13 protein-coding genes are annotated in these 16,235 nt (G+C 43.9%); 9 read left to right on the top strand and 4 right to left on the bottom strand.

The window, feature by feature from the left end:
• Position 1 precedes the first annotated feature (1 nt).
• The gene (gene moaE / locus AAFX28_RS19750; protein WP_408690911.1) at positions 2 to 457 is read left to right on the top strand and encodes a molybdopterin synthase catalytic subunit MoaE; all 456 of its coding nucleotides are present in this window, start codon (positions 2 to 4) and stop codon (positions 455 to 457) included.
• 33 nt (positions 458 to 490) lie between these two features.
• On the opposite strand, the gene AAFX28_RS19745 is transcribed toward moaE, so the two are convergent.
• Complete coding sequence (locus AAFX28_RS19745) at positions 491 to 1,471, bottom strand: diguanylate cyclase domain-containing protein (RefSeq protein ID WP_408690187.1); 981 nt, start codon at positions 1,469 to 1,471, stop codon at positions 491 to 493.
• A gap of 305 nt (positions 1,472 to 1,776) precedes the next feature.
• Here AAFX28_RS19745 and AAFX28_RS19740 point away from each other — a divergent pair, with 305 nt between their 5' ends.
• The 4 genes from AAFX28_RS19740 (at position 1,777) to udp (ending at position 7,130) form a co-directional block, all read left to right on the top strand.
• Positions 1,777 to 2,193 (top strand): CBS domain-containing protein, encoded by a 417-nt coding sequence (locus AAFX28_RS19740; RefSeq protein WP_408690185.1) that lies wholly within the window; start codon positions 1,777 to 1,779, stop codon positions 2,191 to 2,193.
• A gap of 78 nt (positions 2,194 to 2,271) precedes the next feature.
• A complete protein-coding gene (locus AAFX28_RS19735) occupies positions 2,272 to 3,738 on the top strand; it encodes an MATE family efflux transporter (protein ID WP_408690183.1) in 1,467 nt (488 codons plus the stop codon).
• Between the two features lie 57 nt (positions 3,739 to 3,795).
• Positions 3,796 to 6,099, top strand: a complete 2,304-nt coding sequence (locus AAFX28_RS19730) for a zinc/cadmium/mercury/lead-transporting ATPase (protein WP_408690182.1) — start codon at positions 3,796 to 3,798, stop codon at positions 6,097 to 6,099.
• 272 nt (positions 6,100 to 6,371) lie between these two features.
• Positions 6,372 to 7,130, top strand: a complete 759-nt coding sequence (gene udp, locus AAFX28_RS19725) for a uridine phosphorylase (RefSeq protein ID WP_134835109.1) — start codon at positions 6,372 to 6,374, stop codon at positions 7,128 to 7,130.
• A 260-nt stretch (positions 7,131 to 7,390) separates the two neighbouring features.
• Here udp and AAFX28_RS19720 read toward each other — a convergent pair whose 3' ends face one another.
• Positions 7,391 to 7,870 (bottom strand): DUF1456 family protein, encoded by a 480-nt coding sequence (locus AAFX28_RS19720; RefSeq protein ID WP_408690180.1) that lies wholly within the window; start codon positions 7,868 to 7,870, stop codon positions 7,391 to 7,393.
• A 213-nt stretch (positions 7,871 to 8,083) separates the two neighbouring features.
• Here AAFX28_RS19720 and AAFX28_RS19715 point away from each other — a divergent pair, with 213 nt between their 5' ends.
• A complete protein-coding gene (locus tag AAFX28_RS19715) occupies positions 8,084 to 8,659 on the top strand; it encodes a hypothetical protein (RefSeq protein ID WP_408690179.1) in 576 nt (191 codons plus the stop codon).
• A 51-nt stretch (positions 8,660 to 8,710) separates the two neighbouring features.
• Here AAFX28_RS19715 and AAFX28_RS19710 read toward each other — a convergent pair whose 3' ends face one another.
• Together AAFX28_RS19710 and metG are read right to left on the bottom strand one after the other, a co-directional pair.
• Positions 8,711 to 9,523 carry a hypothetical protein gene (locus AAFX28_RS19710; protein WP_408690178.1) on the bottom strand — a complete coding sequence of 271 codons (813 nt, stop codon included), beginning with the start codon at positions 9,521 to 9,523 and terminating at the stop codon, positions 8,711 to 8,713.
• Positions 9,524 to 9,731: 208 nt separating this feature from the next.
• Positions 9,732 to 11,792 (bottom strand): methionine--tRNA ligase, encoded by a 2,061-nt coding sequence (metG, locus tag AAFX28_RS19705; protein ID WP_408690176.1) that lies wholly within the window; start codon positions 11,790 to 11,792, stop codon positions 9,732 to 9,734.
• Positions 11,793 to 11,948: 156 nt separating this feature from the next.
• On the opposite strand from metG, the gene apbC reads away from it, so the two are divergent.
• The 3 genes from apbC (at position 11,949) to AAFX28_RS19690 (ending at position 16,218) form a co-directional block, all read left to right on the top strand.
• Positions 11,949 to 13,022, top strand: coding sequence for an iron-sulfur cluster carrier protein ApbC (gene apbC, locus AAFX28_RS19700; RefSeq protein WP_408690175.1), 1,074 nt, complete (start codon positions 11,949 to 11,951; stop codon positions 13,020 to 13,022).
• Between the two features lie 247 nt (positions 13,023 to 13,269).
• Complete coding sequence (gene udk / locus AAFX28_RS19695) at positions 13,270 to 13,911, top strand: uridine kinase (protein ID WP_408690174.1); 642 nt, start codon at positions 13,270 to 13,272, stop codon at positions 13,909 to 13,911.
• A gap of 144 nt (positions 13,912 to 14,055) precedes the next feature.
• The gene (locus AAFX28_RS19690; protein ID WP_408690172.1) at positions 14,056 to 16,218 is read left to right on the top strand and encodes an AsmA family protein; all 2,163 of its coding nucleotides are present in this window, start codon (positions 14,056 to 14,058) and stop codon (positions 16,216 to 16,218) included.
• The last annotated feature ends 17 nt before the right edge of the window (positions 16,219 to 16,235 follow it).

Genomic DNA, 16,235 nt, shown 5'->3' with positions numbered 1-16,235 from the left:
GATGGATAATCGAGTTTCTGTACAGTTTGAAGACTTCTCTGTTGGCGCAGAATATGACGCGTTAGCTGAGGGCACTGCAGCTGGAGCTGTTGTCACTTTTGTTGGTAAAGTTCGCGATATGAACTTGGGCGACAATGTGACTGGGTTGTCTCTTGAGCATTATCCAGGTATGACTGAAAAAGCACTGGGAGAAATTTGTGACGAAGCGGAAAAGCGTTGGCCGTTATTGAATATTCGAGTCATTCATCGCGTGGGTGATCTCGATATTGGCGACCAAATTGTTTTCGTTGGCGTTTCAAGTGCTCACCGAGGTGCCGCTTTTGAAGCCTGTGAGTTTGTGATGGATTACTTGAAAACCAAAGCGCCATTTTGGAAGAAAGAACGTACGACAGAAGCAACTCGTTGGGTTGACTCAAGAGAGTCTGACGCCAAAGCAGCGGAACGTTGGCAAAAATAATCCCATACTGACATGATATTTATTAAAGGCTCCCTAAAGATAGGGAGCTTTTTTATATCCCGTTAACTGATGAATAGAGCCTCGTTGTTGGCTTTTAGCAAAGAACAAGGCCTTATCAGCAATCGCGATAAAGTGTTCAGCATCCATGGTCTCAGGCACTAACCTGTAGTGCTGAATCCCTATCGTGATAGAGAAAATATCTCCTACAGTTGAAGACTTGTGTGGTATTGCCAAGGCTTTTACATCCGCCTGTAATAGTCTGGCTCTCGATAAAATATCTTCTTCATTGGTATTTGGAACAAACACTAAAAACTCATCTCCACCGTATCGAAAACACAGATCGTTAGGTTTAGCCCAGTCTCTGATGGTTTGTCCTAGTGATAGTAAAATGCGGTCTCCCATCACATGACCATAGCTATCGTTGTACTGTTTGAAGCAGTCAATATCGATCATAAAGATAGCGGCTCCCGATAATTTGAGCTTAGCGAGCTCGATAGCATCGGGTAATAACGTGTCTAACGCATAACGATTATAGACTTGAGTTAAATGGTCTATGTATGTCAGCTTCTCTAGCTTAAGTTGCTGTTCAGCGAGTTTATCTAATGTTCGTTTGTATTCAGTGATGTTGCGTACGGTCCAAAGCACGAGGGACGTATTAGGTAAGGGGATAACAAGCGCACTGAAGTGTTGTATTTCAGTTGGCCCTTCGACCCCTTCAAAGCAAGGCAGATCTTTTGGATCTAGATTGTACTCAATTTCAGTAGCGGATTGACTTTCAATCACGTCAACAATGACCTGACTAAACCAAATCGCTTTATCGGCGGGTAATACTTGATATTGGTTTAGCCCGATTAGAGCAGATGGATTGTGATGGCGCTTAACATCTCTGCCCCCCCAAGCTTCTACATAGGTCCCTGACTTATCGATCAGAAACGTTGGCTCGGGCATTGATTCAAACACGACATGCATTAAGTCCGGATTATTGGTAATTTCTGCTGAAAAAATGGACTTCACCGTGTGCACTCCTGTGACCTTAAAACGCGTCTTATGTACAGTTTAGTCCCTAGAAGAAAAATAAGAATATTCTTATCTCTCAAAATAGAACACCGAGCGGAAAAGGTGGTGTGGATATGAGAGGGCAAGGAAACTCAATGTTCGCTTACTGATTCAGGCCCTAATCATTGTCGCGATTTTGGACTGTTTTCTAACGTGATAGGCAGCACCTATTGTAAAAATTGTTGATTTCCATTTAGTAAAATCAAGAAATTAGACAACAATTACAATATACGCAGCGTGGCTGGCACGTTAAGGAGACAAAAATGGAATCATTAAAAGTTAAAGACTACATGACACTACAAGCGGTTACATTTACGCCTGAAATGTCATTAAGTGCCGCATTAGACAAGGTGATGAACTCAAAATATTTGGGTGGCCCGGTAATCAATGAACAGCGAGAAGTGATTGGTTTTTTATCTGGCCAAGATTTGCTCGATAAATTGATTAAAGTGAGTTACTACTGCCAAGACACCCATATTGTCTCAGACTGTATGCATAGTGAAGTCCTGTCAGTAACGTCAGAGACATCCATCATTGAATTAGCCGATATGATGAAGGTCGGTAAGCCTAAAGTGTACCCGGTTATTGATGCTGGCAAGTTAGTCGGAATTATAACTCGGCGTGATGTTTTACGTGCTATCGGTAAAAATATCGAAGACTGCTTTAAACATCCGGTGTAAAGTAAAGATAAGATTGAGAGTAAGAGGTGCCATGGTGCACCTCTTATTTTTTCTGTGTCCAAGAATTAGGAGAGAACCATGCCCGACCAAAGCGCCAAATTTGTAGAAGGCTCTACAATGAGACATATTCTCGTGATGTCGGGAGCAGGCTCCGTTGGCTTGATGGCTCTGTTCGTGGTCGACTTAATCGACATGCTGTTTATTAGTATGTTGGGGCAAGTTGAACTGGCGGCTGCTGTTGGTTTTGCGGGTACACTGGTTTTCTTTTCGACCTCTATTTCGATAGGCACTTCGATAGCGATGGGTGCGCTGGTGTCGAAAGCGATAGGGGCTAAACAACAACAGCATGCGAAACAGCTTGCTACAAGTATTATGTTTACCGCCGTTGCCATCAGTATTTTGGTGTCGGGTATCATGTTTACCTATATCCCAGAACTGTTAGAGGCGATTGGCGCTCAAGGTGTCGCGGCAGAGCGTGCGGAAGCGTATTTAAGAATTATCCTTCCAAGTGCACCAGTCATTGCGGTTGCTATGGCCGCGGGGGCAGGGCTTCGTGCCGCTGGGGATGCTAAGCGTTCTATGTGGGCAACGCTTGCCGGTGGTATCGTCAATGCGATTTTAGACCCGATCTTCATTTTTGGTTTTGGTTGGAATGTTGAAGGTGCTGCACTGGCGTCAGTATTTGCTCGTTTTACGGTGTTATTCTTTTCACTTTACCCGCTTATCAAAGTTCACAAGCTGGTGGCGCGCTTTGATTACTCTGTTTGGGTGAGTAATTTAAAGGTGATTTTGGCCATTGCTATCCCTGCAATCATTACGAATATTGCGACGCCAATTGGCAATGCGATTGTCACTTCTTCGATTGCGCAATTTGGAGAGAACTTTGTCGCTGGTTTTGCGGTAATCGGTCGTTTAACGCCAGTCTGTTTTGCTGTCATCTTTGCTTTGTCTGGGGCTGTTGGTCCGATTATCGGTCAAAATTATGGTGCAGAGCGAATAGACCGCGTGAAAGAAACGCTCAACAACTCATTGATCGTCACAACCCTGTATACCCTAGTGGTATGTGTCATTCTGTATTTTGCTCAAGACTTAATAGTGAGTATGTTCAGTTTACAAGGTGACGCTCAGATTATAGTTGCGGCATTTTGTACTTATGTTGCAATCAGCTTTATCTTTAATGGCGCACAGTTTGTTGCGAATACCTCGTTCAATAACTTGGGTAAGCCGTTATATTCAACGGCACTTAATCTTGGTAAAGCAACCCTAGGGACATTGCCGTTCGTTCATTTTGGAGCGTTGTGGTTTGGTGCGTTAGGCGTACTCTACGGACAGGCTGTCGGGACGGTAGTATTTGGCATCATTGCTATTATTGTTTTGCGCAAACATATCTCTGATCTGATGGCTGGTTCGTGTACAGAACAAATGGAAGCGGATCCATCGATCACGAGCGTGAACAGCCAACCATTCTGTAGTCACGATGCCGTATTGATTGATGATGTAGCCTCCACGGCTGAAGTATTGGAAGAATCTGCAGAAAAAGTTTGACCTTGGAGTAGACTCCAAGGTTTAAACTTAATGTGTACAATGAATGGAGATAAACATATGTGCACAAAACACCAAGCATGCCGCTCAGAGAAAATCGCGGTTAATCCTTCGCAAGTAGGCTCATGTTCAAGTCCGAAAATAACGACGATTCAAATGGCGGATGTAAGCACGACAGAATCTAGCTGCTGTAGCTCGAATAGTTGCAGTAGCGGGTCGGACCCAGCAGATGAAGAAAGTGAGTCCGGAAGTTCTTCCGCTCGTTTCACTCAAAGTTGGAAAATTAACGGGATGGATTGTCCATCTTGTGCTAGAAAAATTGAAACTGCTGTCAATCGTGTCGAAGGTGTCTTAGAAGCTAAGGTCCTATTTGCGACAGAAAAGTTAGTAATCAAATCAGATAATTCTGGCGTTGCTCAGTTGGTTGAGCAAACCATTCTAGATACTGGTTTCACGTTCGCAAATCCCGCCGAATCGAATCAAAAAGAAAAACCTAAAGGCTGGAAGGCTGTTATCAAACAAAACAGTCAAGTTCTCGCAATAGCCTCTGCAATGGCCGTCGCGGCGGCAATGAAACCTGCATTCCCTCAAGTCAGTGAATGGCTATTCCTAATTACTTGTTTAGCGGGTCTCTACCCAATTGGCAAAAAAGCAATCAGTTTAGCTCGCTCAGGTACTCCGTTTGCGATTGAAACTTTGATGAGTGTTGCTGCAATTGGTGCACTGTATCTCGGTGAGACAGTTGAAGCAGCGATGGTGTTGCTACTGTTTTTGATAGGTGAGCAGCTAGAAGCTTTTGCAGCATCAAGAGCACGCAGTGGCGTACAAGCATTAATGGAGCTGGTCCCTGAAACGGCGACTAAGATAGTCGATGGTCAGCGTATTGAAGTGTCGGCTAGTGAATTACAACCAGGTGATGTGATTGAAGTTTCGCCTGGCGCTCGTTTACCAGCAGATGGCAAGTTAACGGATGCTCTAGCAAGTTTTGATGAAAGTGCGCTAACCGGAGAGTCGATCCCTGTGGAACGCTACGAAGGTGAGTCAGTGATGGCGGGTGCGGTAGCGGTTGATAAAGTGGTTCGCTTTACCATTACTTCTAAGCAAGGTGAAAACGCCATTGATCGAATTCTTCACTTAATTGAAGAGGCAGAGTCCCGCAAAGCGCCACTAGAACGATTCCTAGATAAGTTTAGCCGTTGGTATACACCGCTGATGATGCTGGTTTCTCTTTTGGTCATCATTACACCTCCACTACTGTTTGCTCAACCTTGGGAAACGTGGGTATATCGTGGTCTCGCACTTCTATTGATTGCATGTCCTTGTGCACTGGTGATCTCCACACCTGCGGCAATCACCTCAGGCTTAGCGGCGGCAGCTCGTCGTGGCGCTTTGATTAAAGGCGGTGCAGCTCTAGAACAGTTAGGTAATGTTGAGACCATTGCTTTCGACAAAACCGGCACATTGACGAAAGGCAAACCGGAAGTGACGGATGTGATCGTATTTTCGGGTTGGACGCAAGAGTCATTGTTAGCCAAAGTAGCAGCGATTGAAGTTGGTTCGAGCCACCCTCTAGCGGTATCTGTCGTCAATAAAGCTAAACAAATCGGCATTGAGATCAGTGAAGCTCAAGATAAGCAAGCTTTAGTGGGGAGTGGTGTACGTGGTTTAGTTGAAGGGGTTGAATATCAAGTCTCAGCGCCAAGTAAGCTTGAGATTGACCTCGACGAAACGCTGAAGCATCAAATTGAGCAACTGGAAAATCAAGGTAAAACCGTTGTCGTCGCGATCGAGGGCCAAACTACACCTATTGGTTTGATCGCATGGCAAGATACTTTGCGTGAAGATTCGGCTCAGGCAGTCAAAGCACTCAAAGACTTGGGGATTCATTCGATCATGTTAACAGGCGATAACCCACGTAGTGCGCAGGCTATCAGCTCAATGATTGATATTGACTTTAAAGCAAGCCTACTACCGCAAGATAAAGTGACTTATGTGGAACAGCTGTCTGCGCAAGGCAATGTTGCTATGGTTGGAGATGGTATTAATGATGCACCGGCAATGAAAGCGTCAAGTATTGGTATCGCGATGGGAGGCGGCACCGATGTAGCGCTTGAAACGGCTGATGCTGCAATTACTCACAACCGCCTACTAGAGCTTGCTGGCATGATTGAGCTTTCACGAGCAACGCTCAATAACATTCGCCAAAACATCGCATTGGCGCTCGGCTTAAAAGGTATTTTCTTGGTTACAAGTTTATTGGGAATTACTGGCTTGTGGGTTGCGGTACTGGCTGATAGTGGTGCCACGGCCATTGTTACCCTGAACGCGTTGAGGCTCCTTAAGTTCAAATCGAAGCTTGATTAAGCTATAGATTTATAGCGAAAGCTCTCTCAATGAAACAGCCCTTCATTTTTGATGTAAGGGCTGTTTTTTTATGCAATCAGGATCATTTGTTGCGACAAAATGTGATGTAAACCGTTTTTATGTGCAATGTAATTATTTGTTGCGATCTTATTTGTGATCACTGTCACTTCAAAGAAATCGGTGGTTAGTTAGAGTATCTCCTGTACCCGATAAATTTATAGAGCAAGCAGGCCCTAACTTACCGACTGACTTGCCATCATAAGGAGCGACCTATGTCTCAAGCTGTATTCCACCTTGGTGTTACTCAAGACGATCTTGCTGGTGCAACTCTGGCTATCATTCCAGGTGACCCGGCGCGTGTACAAAAAATTGCAGAGGAAATGGAGAACCCAGTCTTTCTAGCAAGTCACCGTGAATACACACTGTACCGTGCAGAGCTTGACGGCAAGCCTGTTGTTGTTTGTTCTACAGGTATTGGCGGTCCATCAACATCTATTGCTGTTGAAGAGTTAGCTCAGCTAGGTGTACGTACTTTCCTACGTGTTGGTACTACTGGTGCAATCCAGCCTCACGTAAATGTGGGTGATATGATTGTATCGACAGGTTCTGTTCGTCTTGATGGTGCAAGTCTACACTTTGCTCCAATGGAGTTCCCAGCAGTTGCAGATTTTGAAGTAGCAACAGCAATGAAAGCAGCAGTAGAAGAGTCTGGCGCGACAGTTCATATGGGTGTAACTGCTTCAAGTGATACTTTCTACCCAGGTCAAGAGCGTTACGATACATTCTCTGGTCGCGTTGTTAAGCGTTTCCAAGGTTCTATGCAAGAGTGGCAAGACATGGGCGTACTTAACTTTGAGATGGAATCAGCAACGCTACTAACCATGTGTGCAAGTTCTGGTCTAAAAGCGGGTTGTGTTGCGGGTGTTATCATTAACCGTACACAGAAAGAGATCCCAGATCACTCAACACTAAAAGAGACAGAAGCGCGCTCTATCAAAGTGGTTGTAGAAGCAGCACGTAAAATGCTTTAAGAATTATACCAACCAGAATAAATATGTGGTCATTCTTGCTGGTTAAAATCGCTGATAGCATCGTTATAGATTTTGTAGGTAGGTCAACTAGCTAGCTGCAATCTATGCCTTGCTCTAAGCAATTTTTCCTGCGCAATTATTTGATCACCTACTTATCCCGATTGGTATTAGTGCTCTAGCTAGCACTATCTAAATAGAAAAAACCTCAATCTTGGCTGACCAGATTGAGGTTTTTTGCATTTTAATAGGTGGGAACAGCGTTAAGCCACAAATTCTTCTGAATCTGGGCGGTTAGTGAATTGAACGCCATTTAAGAAATCACATAGCAACTGATCTTCACACGCTTTGTAGTTCTTGTTGTTTGGTTTGCGGAAGTAAGCACCGATTTCATACTTGCTCAGGCTAATTCCAACCACTTCTAGTACATCTAGTACGTCTTCAGCTTTCATATTCAGTGCAATGCGTAGCTTCATGAAAATCATGTTGTTAGTCAGTGCTTGCTCTGGTTTTGGTTGCTCGCCTTCTTTCTTGCCACGCTTTAAATTAATGAAGCCGTTAAGGAAGATCGCCAGATCTTTGTCTTTCATTTTTGAAAATGACTTCTCACCTTCGTCTTTCAACCAGTTGCCCACCTGATCATGAGCTACAGGCGTATCTGCTTGCTCGAAAGCTTTGATAATTTGAGCATTTTTAAGGTTTAGTGCGTGCTGAATACGACGCAAGATTTCATTGTTAGTCACAGATTGAGCTCTTTAGTGGAGGATAGGTGTTAGTGCTCGGGACTTTAGCAGAGATATGGGGTAGGAGATAGAAATAATCTCGCTTTAGAAGGTAAGTTTCAAAAGGGAGGGATAGGGATAAAGTGATGAGTTTATCAATACCCGAGTTGAATATTTGATTCTAGCAACCAAGGCTCTATTATATCGGCTACTGTTCCGAAGGAGATCTATCCCATGAAGAAAATGATTACATTAGGCGCAATCATCGCAGCCTTTACATCATCTGCATTTGCTCAAGAGCCTGTTGAGTTTCAGAAAATTCCAGAGATCATGGCAAAGTTTGAAAGTTCACAGCTATTTCGCAAGAAAACACCGACGCTCGGTCGTTTGCCTGCAGAAGAAGAACTTGGCACTCAGTTCCCAACTTATGTCTCTGATGGGCAAGGTGGCTACTCACTAGAGACAAATAATGTCATGACCGATACGGTAGTAGTTGCCTCAATGCCGACCCCAATTGTGGGAGAAGTTTACAATCAATGGTTAGTGCCAAAAGAGACGTGGGCTAAGACTTATGGTGAATTGCCAACTTCAACTGAGTTCAAACCTTTTAAGCGAATCAAAACAATCAAAGCAGTTAAGATTGATGATGAGATGCTTAACTTAATGGGCAGTGAAGATGGTAAAACAGCCATCATTAAAGTGAGCTGGGATGTAAATGGCATGAAAGTTTACAAAGATGGTTATCTCGCTGACTATGAGTATGGTATTGCGCCAGAAGAAATGGCTCAAAACTACGAACTAGCGAAATAATTAATAACGGGCACAGTAGGTGCCCGTTATTATTTCAAGGCTTCTAATTCTTTAACTGTAAGCCACTTTTGGTAAAGGGAGATATAAGCTCTCGGCCATATCAGACAACATTTGATCATAAACTTGCGCGATGACCGCAGAAATGTCACTGGTAATGCGATACAACTCTTCATTACTGATCTCTAAAGATTCAGATGAGGAAAGCTCAGTTAGCTGGTGAATCGCATCAATGCTCACTGGAGAGGCTACAGAAAGCGGACTAATCAGAGAGAGCTGATTGAGTTTGCGTCTGGTTTTATCACAGTAGTACTTTAAGCGTAAAAACCCGTCATTGGAGCTGCTCTCAGAAATACAAACCCGCAATTGAGTCAGGACTTCCATACTGTCGAGTACTTGCTGCCAGTTTAGGTGATACTCATCATTGAGATCTTCACGTTCAGACTCAATCAACCAAGCAATCGCGACCTCATCCATTAAGAACATACAGTGACGAATGGTTTTTCCATGGATGATCTGATTGCGACTTACACTCCTTTCGTGCCAATCGTTGTGCATCGCTTTCAGTTTGAGCTGAAAGATTCGATACATAGGGCGGTTATCAAACGGGGCTATGGCCACTAATTGATCGGAGGTGTGAATGATTTCATCATAAAGTACATTCATTTCACTAAGCTGCTTCTGATCGATTGAATAGCTCAAAGAATGGTGTGTCAGTTTACGATGCTCTCTACAGAGGCGTAGTAGCTGCCTTAGCATCACTAACGTATTGAATTTACGTTGTAAGATCGTTTGGCGCTTTTTAGAGTAGTGAAATAGCGTAGCCAAAATAACGCATGAAAAAATAATTGAGATTAGAACAAACATAGCCAACTCCTTTGTGCTTGTTACCTATAAAGGAGTAGAGCGAATAATGTGCCAACATTAAAATATATATAAATCAGTATATTACAATTCTTGGCTGTTATTGCCTGCTTACTGTTGGTGCAAGCTCTGCCCGAAATTGTGACAAAAGAAAGCCCCTAGTACATTGCTGCACTAGGGGCTTAAACTATTGTTGGCTAACAACGCGGCATTACATTACACGCATACCTGGCTGTGCGCCTTCGTGTGGCTCAAGAATCCATAGGTCGCTGCCACCAGGGCCCGCTGCTAGGATCATGCCTTCAGACATGCCGAACTTCATCTTACGAGGCTTAAGGTTTGCTACCATCACAGTTAGCTTGCCTTCTAGCTCTTCAGGTTTGTACGCTGACTTGATGCCAGAGAACACCTGACGAGTTTCGCCACCGATGTCTAGCTGGAACTTAAGCAGTTTGTTTGCTTTTGGCACTTCTTCACAAGAAATAATGCGAGCAATACGCATGTCTACAGCTGCGAAAGCGTCAAATTCAATCTCTTCTGCGATTGGATCTTTGTCTAGTTCAGTTTGGCTTGCTTTATTCTTTTCAGCTTCAGCCGCTTCTTTTGCTGCTTGCTCTGCTGCTGCATCTTCTTTTGATGCTTCAATCATCGCTTCAACTTTCTTTGGATCAATACGGTTGAATAGCGCTTTGAACTTAGTGATCTCATGATCAGTTAGCGGTGCTGCGATGCCTTCCCAAGTTAGCTTTTCGTTTAGGAATGCTTCAGTACGTGCTGCAAGTTCTGGCATTACCGGTTTTAGGTAAGTCATTAGAACGCGGAATAGGTTGATACCAACAGAACAGATGTCTTGAAGTTCTTGGTCTTTACCTTCTTCTTTCGCGACAACCCACGGTGCTTTCTCATCAACGTATTGGTTTGCTTTGTCTGCTAGTGCAGTGATCTCACGGATAGCACGACCGAACTCGCGAGTCTCGTATAGCTCAGCGATACGGTCAGCAGCAGCTGTGAATTCGTTGTAAAGCTCAGTTTCTGCGAAGTTAGCAGATAGCTTGCCTTCAAAACGCTTAGTGATGAAGCCAGCGTTACGAGAAGCTAGGTTTACAATCTTGTTTACTACGTCAGCGTTAACGCGCTGAGTGAAGTCTTCAAGGTTAAGGTCTAGGTCATCGATTCGGCTGTTTAGTTTTGCTGCGTAGTAGTAACGTAGACATTCTGGATCTAGGTGATCTAGATATGTTGCCGCCTTGATGAATGTGCCTTTCGACTTAGACATCTTCGCGCCGTTTACCGTTACGTAGCCGTGTACGAATACGTTGTTTGGCTTACGGAAACCGCTGCCTTCTAGCATTGCAGGCCAGAATAGTGAGTGGAAGTAGACAATGTCTTTACCAATGAAGTGATAAAGCTCAGTCGTGCTGTCTTTTTTCCAGTATTCATCGAAGTCTAGGCCTTCAGTTTTGTTACATAGGTTCTTGAATGAAGCCATGTAGCCAACTGGCGCGTCTAGCCATACGTAGAAGAACTTGTCTTTTTCGCCTGGGATTTCGAAGCCGAAGTAAGGTGCATCACGTGAGATATCCCACTGTTGCAGGCCAGACTCAAACCATTCCTGCATCTTGTTCGCAGTTTCAGCTTGAAGAGAACCAGAGCGAGTCCACTCTTGTAGCATGCTTTCAAACTGAGGTAGGTCGAAGAAGAAGTGTTCAGAATCCTTCATTACTGGAGTTGCGCCAGATACTGCTGATTTAGGATCAATCAGTTCAGTCGGGCTGTACGTCTCACCACAGCTATCACAGTTGTCACCGTATTGGTCTTCTGACTTACATTTAGGACAAGTACCTTTTACGAAACGGTCCGGTAGGAACATCTCTTTCTCAGGGTCAAATAGCTGAGAAATAGTACGGCTTGAAATGAAACCGTTTTTCTTAAGCTCTAGGTAGATGTGTGATGCTAGCTCACGGTTTTCTTCAGAGTGTGTGCTGTGGTAGTTGTCGAAGCTAATATCGAAGCCAGCGAAGTCTTTTTGGTGCTCTTCACTTACTGCAGCGATCATCTCTTCTGGTGTAATACCCATCTGTTGTGCTTTTAGCATGATTGGCGTGCCGTGAGCATCGTCAGCACAGATGAAGTTTACAGTGTTGCCACGTAGGCGTTGGTAGCGAACCCAGATGTCAGCTTGGATGTGTTCAAGCATATGACCTAGGTGAATCGAACCGTTAGCGTACGGAAGGGCACAAGTTACCAGTAATTTGCGTGGATCGTTTGCCATACTTAATATTCGCTTCTTTGGTGTATAGAAAAATAGAGCGTAATACTACCTTATCCCACCAGTGACTCCAAGGTGTGAGCGACTGTAATACCCTAGTTTTTTCAGGGTTCAGTATCGGCTGGTGGAGTGTTACGATTAGATGCATAAGGAGGACCTATGCGTCAGTTCACTTCAAAGCAAGATTTCTGTGATTGGTTGAACCAATTTGAGCACCCATCTCTTATTTCTGAATGGGCCTCTTCAGCCAATATTGTTTCTGTGAAGCCGGAAGGTTTTACTATTGATATTCCTTTTGCTGCCAATGATTTAGTTGTTCAGCTGGGTGAGTGGATATCGAGTCGACAAGGTTCTGGAGAGATAGCTCAGTTTGACTATTCAATCAATATTGCACCTAAGCCTTTAGAGACCCATGTTGCCCATGATATTAAAGGGGTAAAAAACGTTATAGCTGTGACGTCAGCAAAAGGCGGGGTAGGTAAGTCGACAACATCGGTGAACTTAGCCCTAGCTCTTTCTCAGTCTGGCGCTAAGGTGGGTCTATTGGATGCAGACATCTATGGTCCGTCTGTTCCTCTGATGATTGGTCAGACAGAAGCTAGACCAGAGGTACGTGACAATAAATGGATGCAGCCGATTGTCGCTCATGGCATCTACACTCACTCGATTGGTTATTTAGTCTCTAAAGATGAAGCGGCGATCTGGCGTGGGCCAATGGCAGCTAAAGCTCTATCTCAACTGTTGAATGAAACAGAGTGGCCAGAGCTTGATTATCTGGTGATTGATATGCCGCCGGGTACTGGGGATATTCAGTTAACTCTTTCTCAGCAAGTCCCAGTGACTGGTGCTGTGATTGTGACAACTCCTCAAGATTTGGCATTGGCTGATGCTCGTAAAGGCGCGGCGATGTTTGGCAAAGTGGATGTGCCAGTTGTTGGTGTGGTTGAGAACATGAGTTACCACATTTGTAGCCATTGCGGTGAGAAAGAGCATATCTTTGGCGCTGGTGGTGCGGAGCAAATGGCGAGTGAATATGGCTTGGATTTATTAGCGCAAATTCCTCTTCATATCCAAATGCGCGAAGACATCGATAATGGTAAGCCAACGGTTGTTGCACGTGCAGAGTCAGAGCATGCTCAGCAATATCGAGCTTTAGCAGAGTCGGTTAGCTCGCGTTTATACTGGCGAGGTAAGACCAAACCAGAAAATATCATGTTTACTATGGTTGAATAATGGCCATAACGGTTGAGAAAAGAGCGCAGCTGAAGCGCTCTTTTTTATTCTTATTCCGTGTAATCGTTTGCGTTGAGAGCTTTTATTCTATTTATGTATTTCTTCGAAATCGTGACTGGCAACCAAGGTCTTAACTCCCTATAATCAGGCGGTTTATCCAAAATTATGTTGATCCTCAGGGCTTGTCTACACTGGCACTGCTAGTATTAGCATAAGACACCAATCAAAATCATCGGGTGCAAGAATAATGTCTGATAATAATCAATGCGTCATCGTCGGTATTGCTGGCGCGTCTGCTTCTGGAAAAAGTTTAATCGCTAGCACTATCTACAACGAGTTACGTGAGAAAGTAGGCGATCATCAAATTGGTGTGATTACGGAAGATTGCTACTACAACGATCAAAGCCAACTAAGCATGGAAGAGCGTGTTAAAACTAACTATGACCACCCGAGCGCTCTTGATCACGACTTACTGTGTGAGCATCTAGAAAAGCTAGTTAAAGGTGAAGCAGTAGAAGTTCCTGAGTACAGCTATACAGAGCATACACGTACAGAGAATACGACTCCAATGACGCCAAAGAAGGTGATCATTCTTGAGGGTATCTTACTTCTGACGGATCCACGCCTGCGTGATCTTATGCATGCAACGGTATTTATGGATACTCCACTCGATATTTGTCTACTTCGCCGTGTTAAGCGCGACGTAGAAGAGCGTGGTCGTACAATGGATTCAGTACTAAAACAGTACCAAGAGACGGTTCGCCCAATGTTTATGCAATTCATCGAGCCATCGAAACAATACGCAGACATTATCGTTCCTCGTGGTGGTAAGAACCGCATTGCAATCGATGTATTGAAAGCGCACATTGCAAAACTTCTGAAAGCTTAAGTATTTAGTAAGCAAACAGACTTTATTTTTTATGAGATAAGTGGCACTTTAGGTGCCACTTTCTTTTTATGGTCTCAAATATTCTCTTTGAAGACTTATACTTGGAGTTGTTGCCTGTTTGGTAAGGCTCGTATAGCAAGGATAATGCTGATGAAGAAACTGTTCCTGTTTATTGCAATTCCTGTAGTTGCAATCCTTGGCGCTATTATTGCGCTCGTTTTACTGGTTAACCCTAATCAGTTTAAGCCGCTTATTGTCGAACAAGCGAAAACCCATACAGGGTTAGACCTTGTGATTGAAGGTGATATTAGTTGGCAATTTTTCCCATCAATTGGCTTTGAACTTGGTCAAACAGAATTGCGTAACCCGCAAGGTTTTGAGCAGTTAAACATGTTCAAAGTAGACTCTGTTGGTATTGATGTTTCCGTCAAACCGCTATTTAGCCAGCAGTTAGAGATTGGCAATATCACTTTAGATGGCGCAGCATTTTCTTTAGAGACATTGAAAGATGGCTCAAAGAATATCGATGCGTTGACACAAGCTCAAACCACGCAAGTAACAAATGCTGAGTCTGCACCAGCCGCGAATGAGGCTTCATCTCAACCGATTGAATCAGACCAAGCGACGACTGAAAGCTCGGCGCAAGCGTGGTCAATCAATCTAGCGGGCGTGACTATCTCTAACGCTTCAGTAGAAATTCAAGACAAACAAGCAGGCTCGTTTACCAAGCTTTACGACGTGTCACTCAACTTATCTGAGTTTGCTGTTGATACATGGACTAAAGTTGACTTTGCGGCAAAAGGTGAAGCAAATAAGCAGAAGTTCGCGGCTAATGGTGACGCGGAATTTAAACTCGCGAAAGGCTTCCAAGAGTATGCACTGCGTAACATTAATTTAGATGCAAGCTTTAGTGATCCCGCTACACAAATTGATAGCGCAAAAATCGGTTTAGAAACGTTTGAGTTTGATAAAGCGAATGCGCTGACATACTCAGTTGTAGGTCAAGCGGCTGGCTTGGATATCGATATGAAAGGTTCTGCATCACTGAATGTTGATCAAGCAATCAGCAAAGTAGTGATGAATAAATTGATACTCGATGCGACATTCAAAGGCGATTCGTTACCGCAGTCGCCAATGAAAGTGGACATGGCTTCCGATCTGTCGTTTGACTTAACGAAGAATCACCTAAGCTTTGTCCTAGAAAAGCTAACCGCTAACGCATTGGCGTTTGATGGTAAAGCCGATGTGACTCTGGCGGATATTCCAAAAATCCGTTTCTCTCTCCACAGTCCAAACATTGATTTGGATGAGTTCCTTGGTTTAGGTCAGGCTCAAGAAAGCAAGGCTAATGACACCAACTCAGAATCAGCGCCTGCTAACGGAGAGTCTAAAACAGCAAAAACGTCACCAGCGAAACCAGCACAAGAAGTTGAACCAGACCTATCTGCACTGAAAACGCTAGATGTTATGGGTGACATCACAATTGATAAGTTCAAAGCTAATAACGCGAAGATGCAAAATGTTAAGGCAAGCTTCTCAGTGAATCGCGGTATTGCTGAGCTGAAATCATTTACTTCTAACCTGTATCAAGGTTCGATCGCTGCCAGTGCTCGTTTAGATGCACGTAAGTCACCAGCGTCTTACACGGCAAAGAAACGCATCAAGGGTGTGAAAGTGCAGCCGCTACTTAAAGATGTTGCTAACAACGATATGTTGGAAGGCACTGGTAACATCAATGTAGATGTGAAAGGTAAGAGCTTGACGCCTACCGGTATCCAAAAGAATTTGGTGGGTACCATTGCAATTAACTTCGAAGACGGTGCGGTCAATGGCATTAACGTTGCTCAACTGATCCGTGAGAACTATGCGAAGATCAAAGGTCAAAAAGTTGAGTCGAAAGATGAAGCTCAGAAAACCGATTTCAGCGCGATGAAAGCGACCCTTAAATTGAACAAGGGCAATGTATCGACGAACGATTTAACAATGCAGTCACCGCTGCTTAGAATTCGTGGTAATGGCTCAGCTAACTACATTAATCAGACCGTTGACTTCACTGTTAGCACTTCGATTGTCGGTACTCTAGAAGGTCAGGGGGGTAAAGATATCGATGAGCTGAAAGACGTTACTATTCCTATCAATGTTTCTGGTTCATGGGCGAAGCCTCAGTTCAAGCTAGTATTTGATGACGTGCTCAAACAAAAAGCCCAAAAAGAAATTGATCGTGGTGTTGAGAAACTCACGGACAAAATCAAGGATGAAGACACTAAGAAAGCGGTAGATGGCTTATTAAAAGGGTTATTTAACTAGCTTAATGTCATGAGTAG

The organism is Vibrio sp. TBV020, assembly GCF_046056895.1.
In the GTDB taxonomy this organism is placed as follows: Bacteria; Pseudomonadota; Gammaproteobacteria; order Enterobacterales; family Vibrionaceae; genus Vibrio.
Note: the sequence above shows the minus strand (reverse complement) of the source record. Positions and strands in the feature narration are given on the sequence as shown.

Excerpts from the sequence above, each read along its gene's own strand:
- moaE (WP_408690911.1), top strand. The coding sequence starts at position 2 with ATGGATAATCGAGTTTCTGTACAGTTTGAAGACTTCTCTGTTGGCGCA.
- AAFX28_RS19740 (WP_408690185.1), top strand. The coding sequence starts at position 1,777 with ATGGAATCATTAAAAGTTAAAGACTACATGACACTACAAGCGGTTACA.
- AAFX28_RS19735 (WP_408690183.1), top strand. The coding sequence starts at position 2,272 with ATGCCCGACCAAAGCGCCAAATTTGTAGAAGGCTCTACAATGAGACAT.
- AAFX28_RS19730 (WP_408690182.1), top strand. The coding sequence starts at position 3,796 with ATGTGCACAAAACACCAAGCATGCCGCTCAGAGAAAATCGCGGTTAAT.
- udp (WP_134835109.1), top strand. The coding sequence starts at position 6,372 with ATGTCTCAAGCTGTATTCCACCTTGGTGTTACTCAAGACGATCTTGCT.
- AAFX28_RS19715 (WP_408690179.1), top strand. The coding sequence starts at position 8,084 with ATGAAGAAAATGATTACATTAGGCGCAATCATCGCAGCCTTTACATCA.
- AAFX28_RS19710 (WP_408690178.1), bottom strand. The coding sequence starts at position 9,523 with ATGTTTGTTCTAATCTCAATTATTTTTTCATGCGTTATTTTGGCTACG.
- metG (WP_408690176.1), bottom strand. The coding sequence starts at position 11,792 with ATGGCAAACGATCCACGCAAATTACTGGTAACTTGTGCCCTTCCGTAC.
- apbC (WP_408690175.1), top strand. The coding sequence starts at position 11,949 with ATGCGTCAGTTCACTTCAAAGCAAGATTTCTGTGATTGGTTGAACCAA.
- udk (WP_408690174.1), top strand. The coding sequence starts at position 13,270 with ATGTCTGATAATAATCAATGCGTCATCGTCGGTATTGCTGGCGCGTCT.
- AAFX28_RS19690 (WP_408690172.1), top strand. The coding sequence starts at position 14,056 with ATGCTGATGAAGAAACTGTTCCTGTTTATTGCAATTCCTGTAGTTGCA.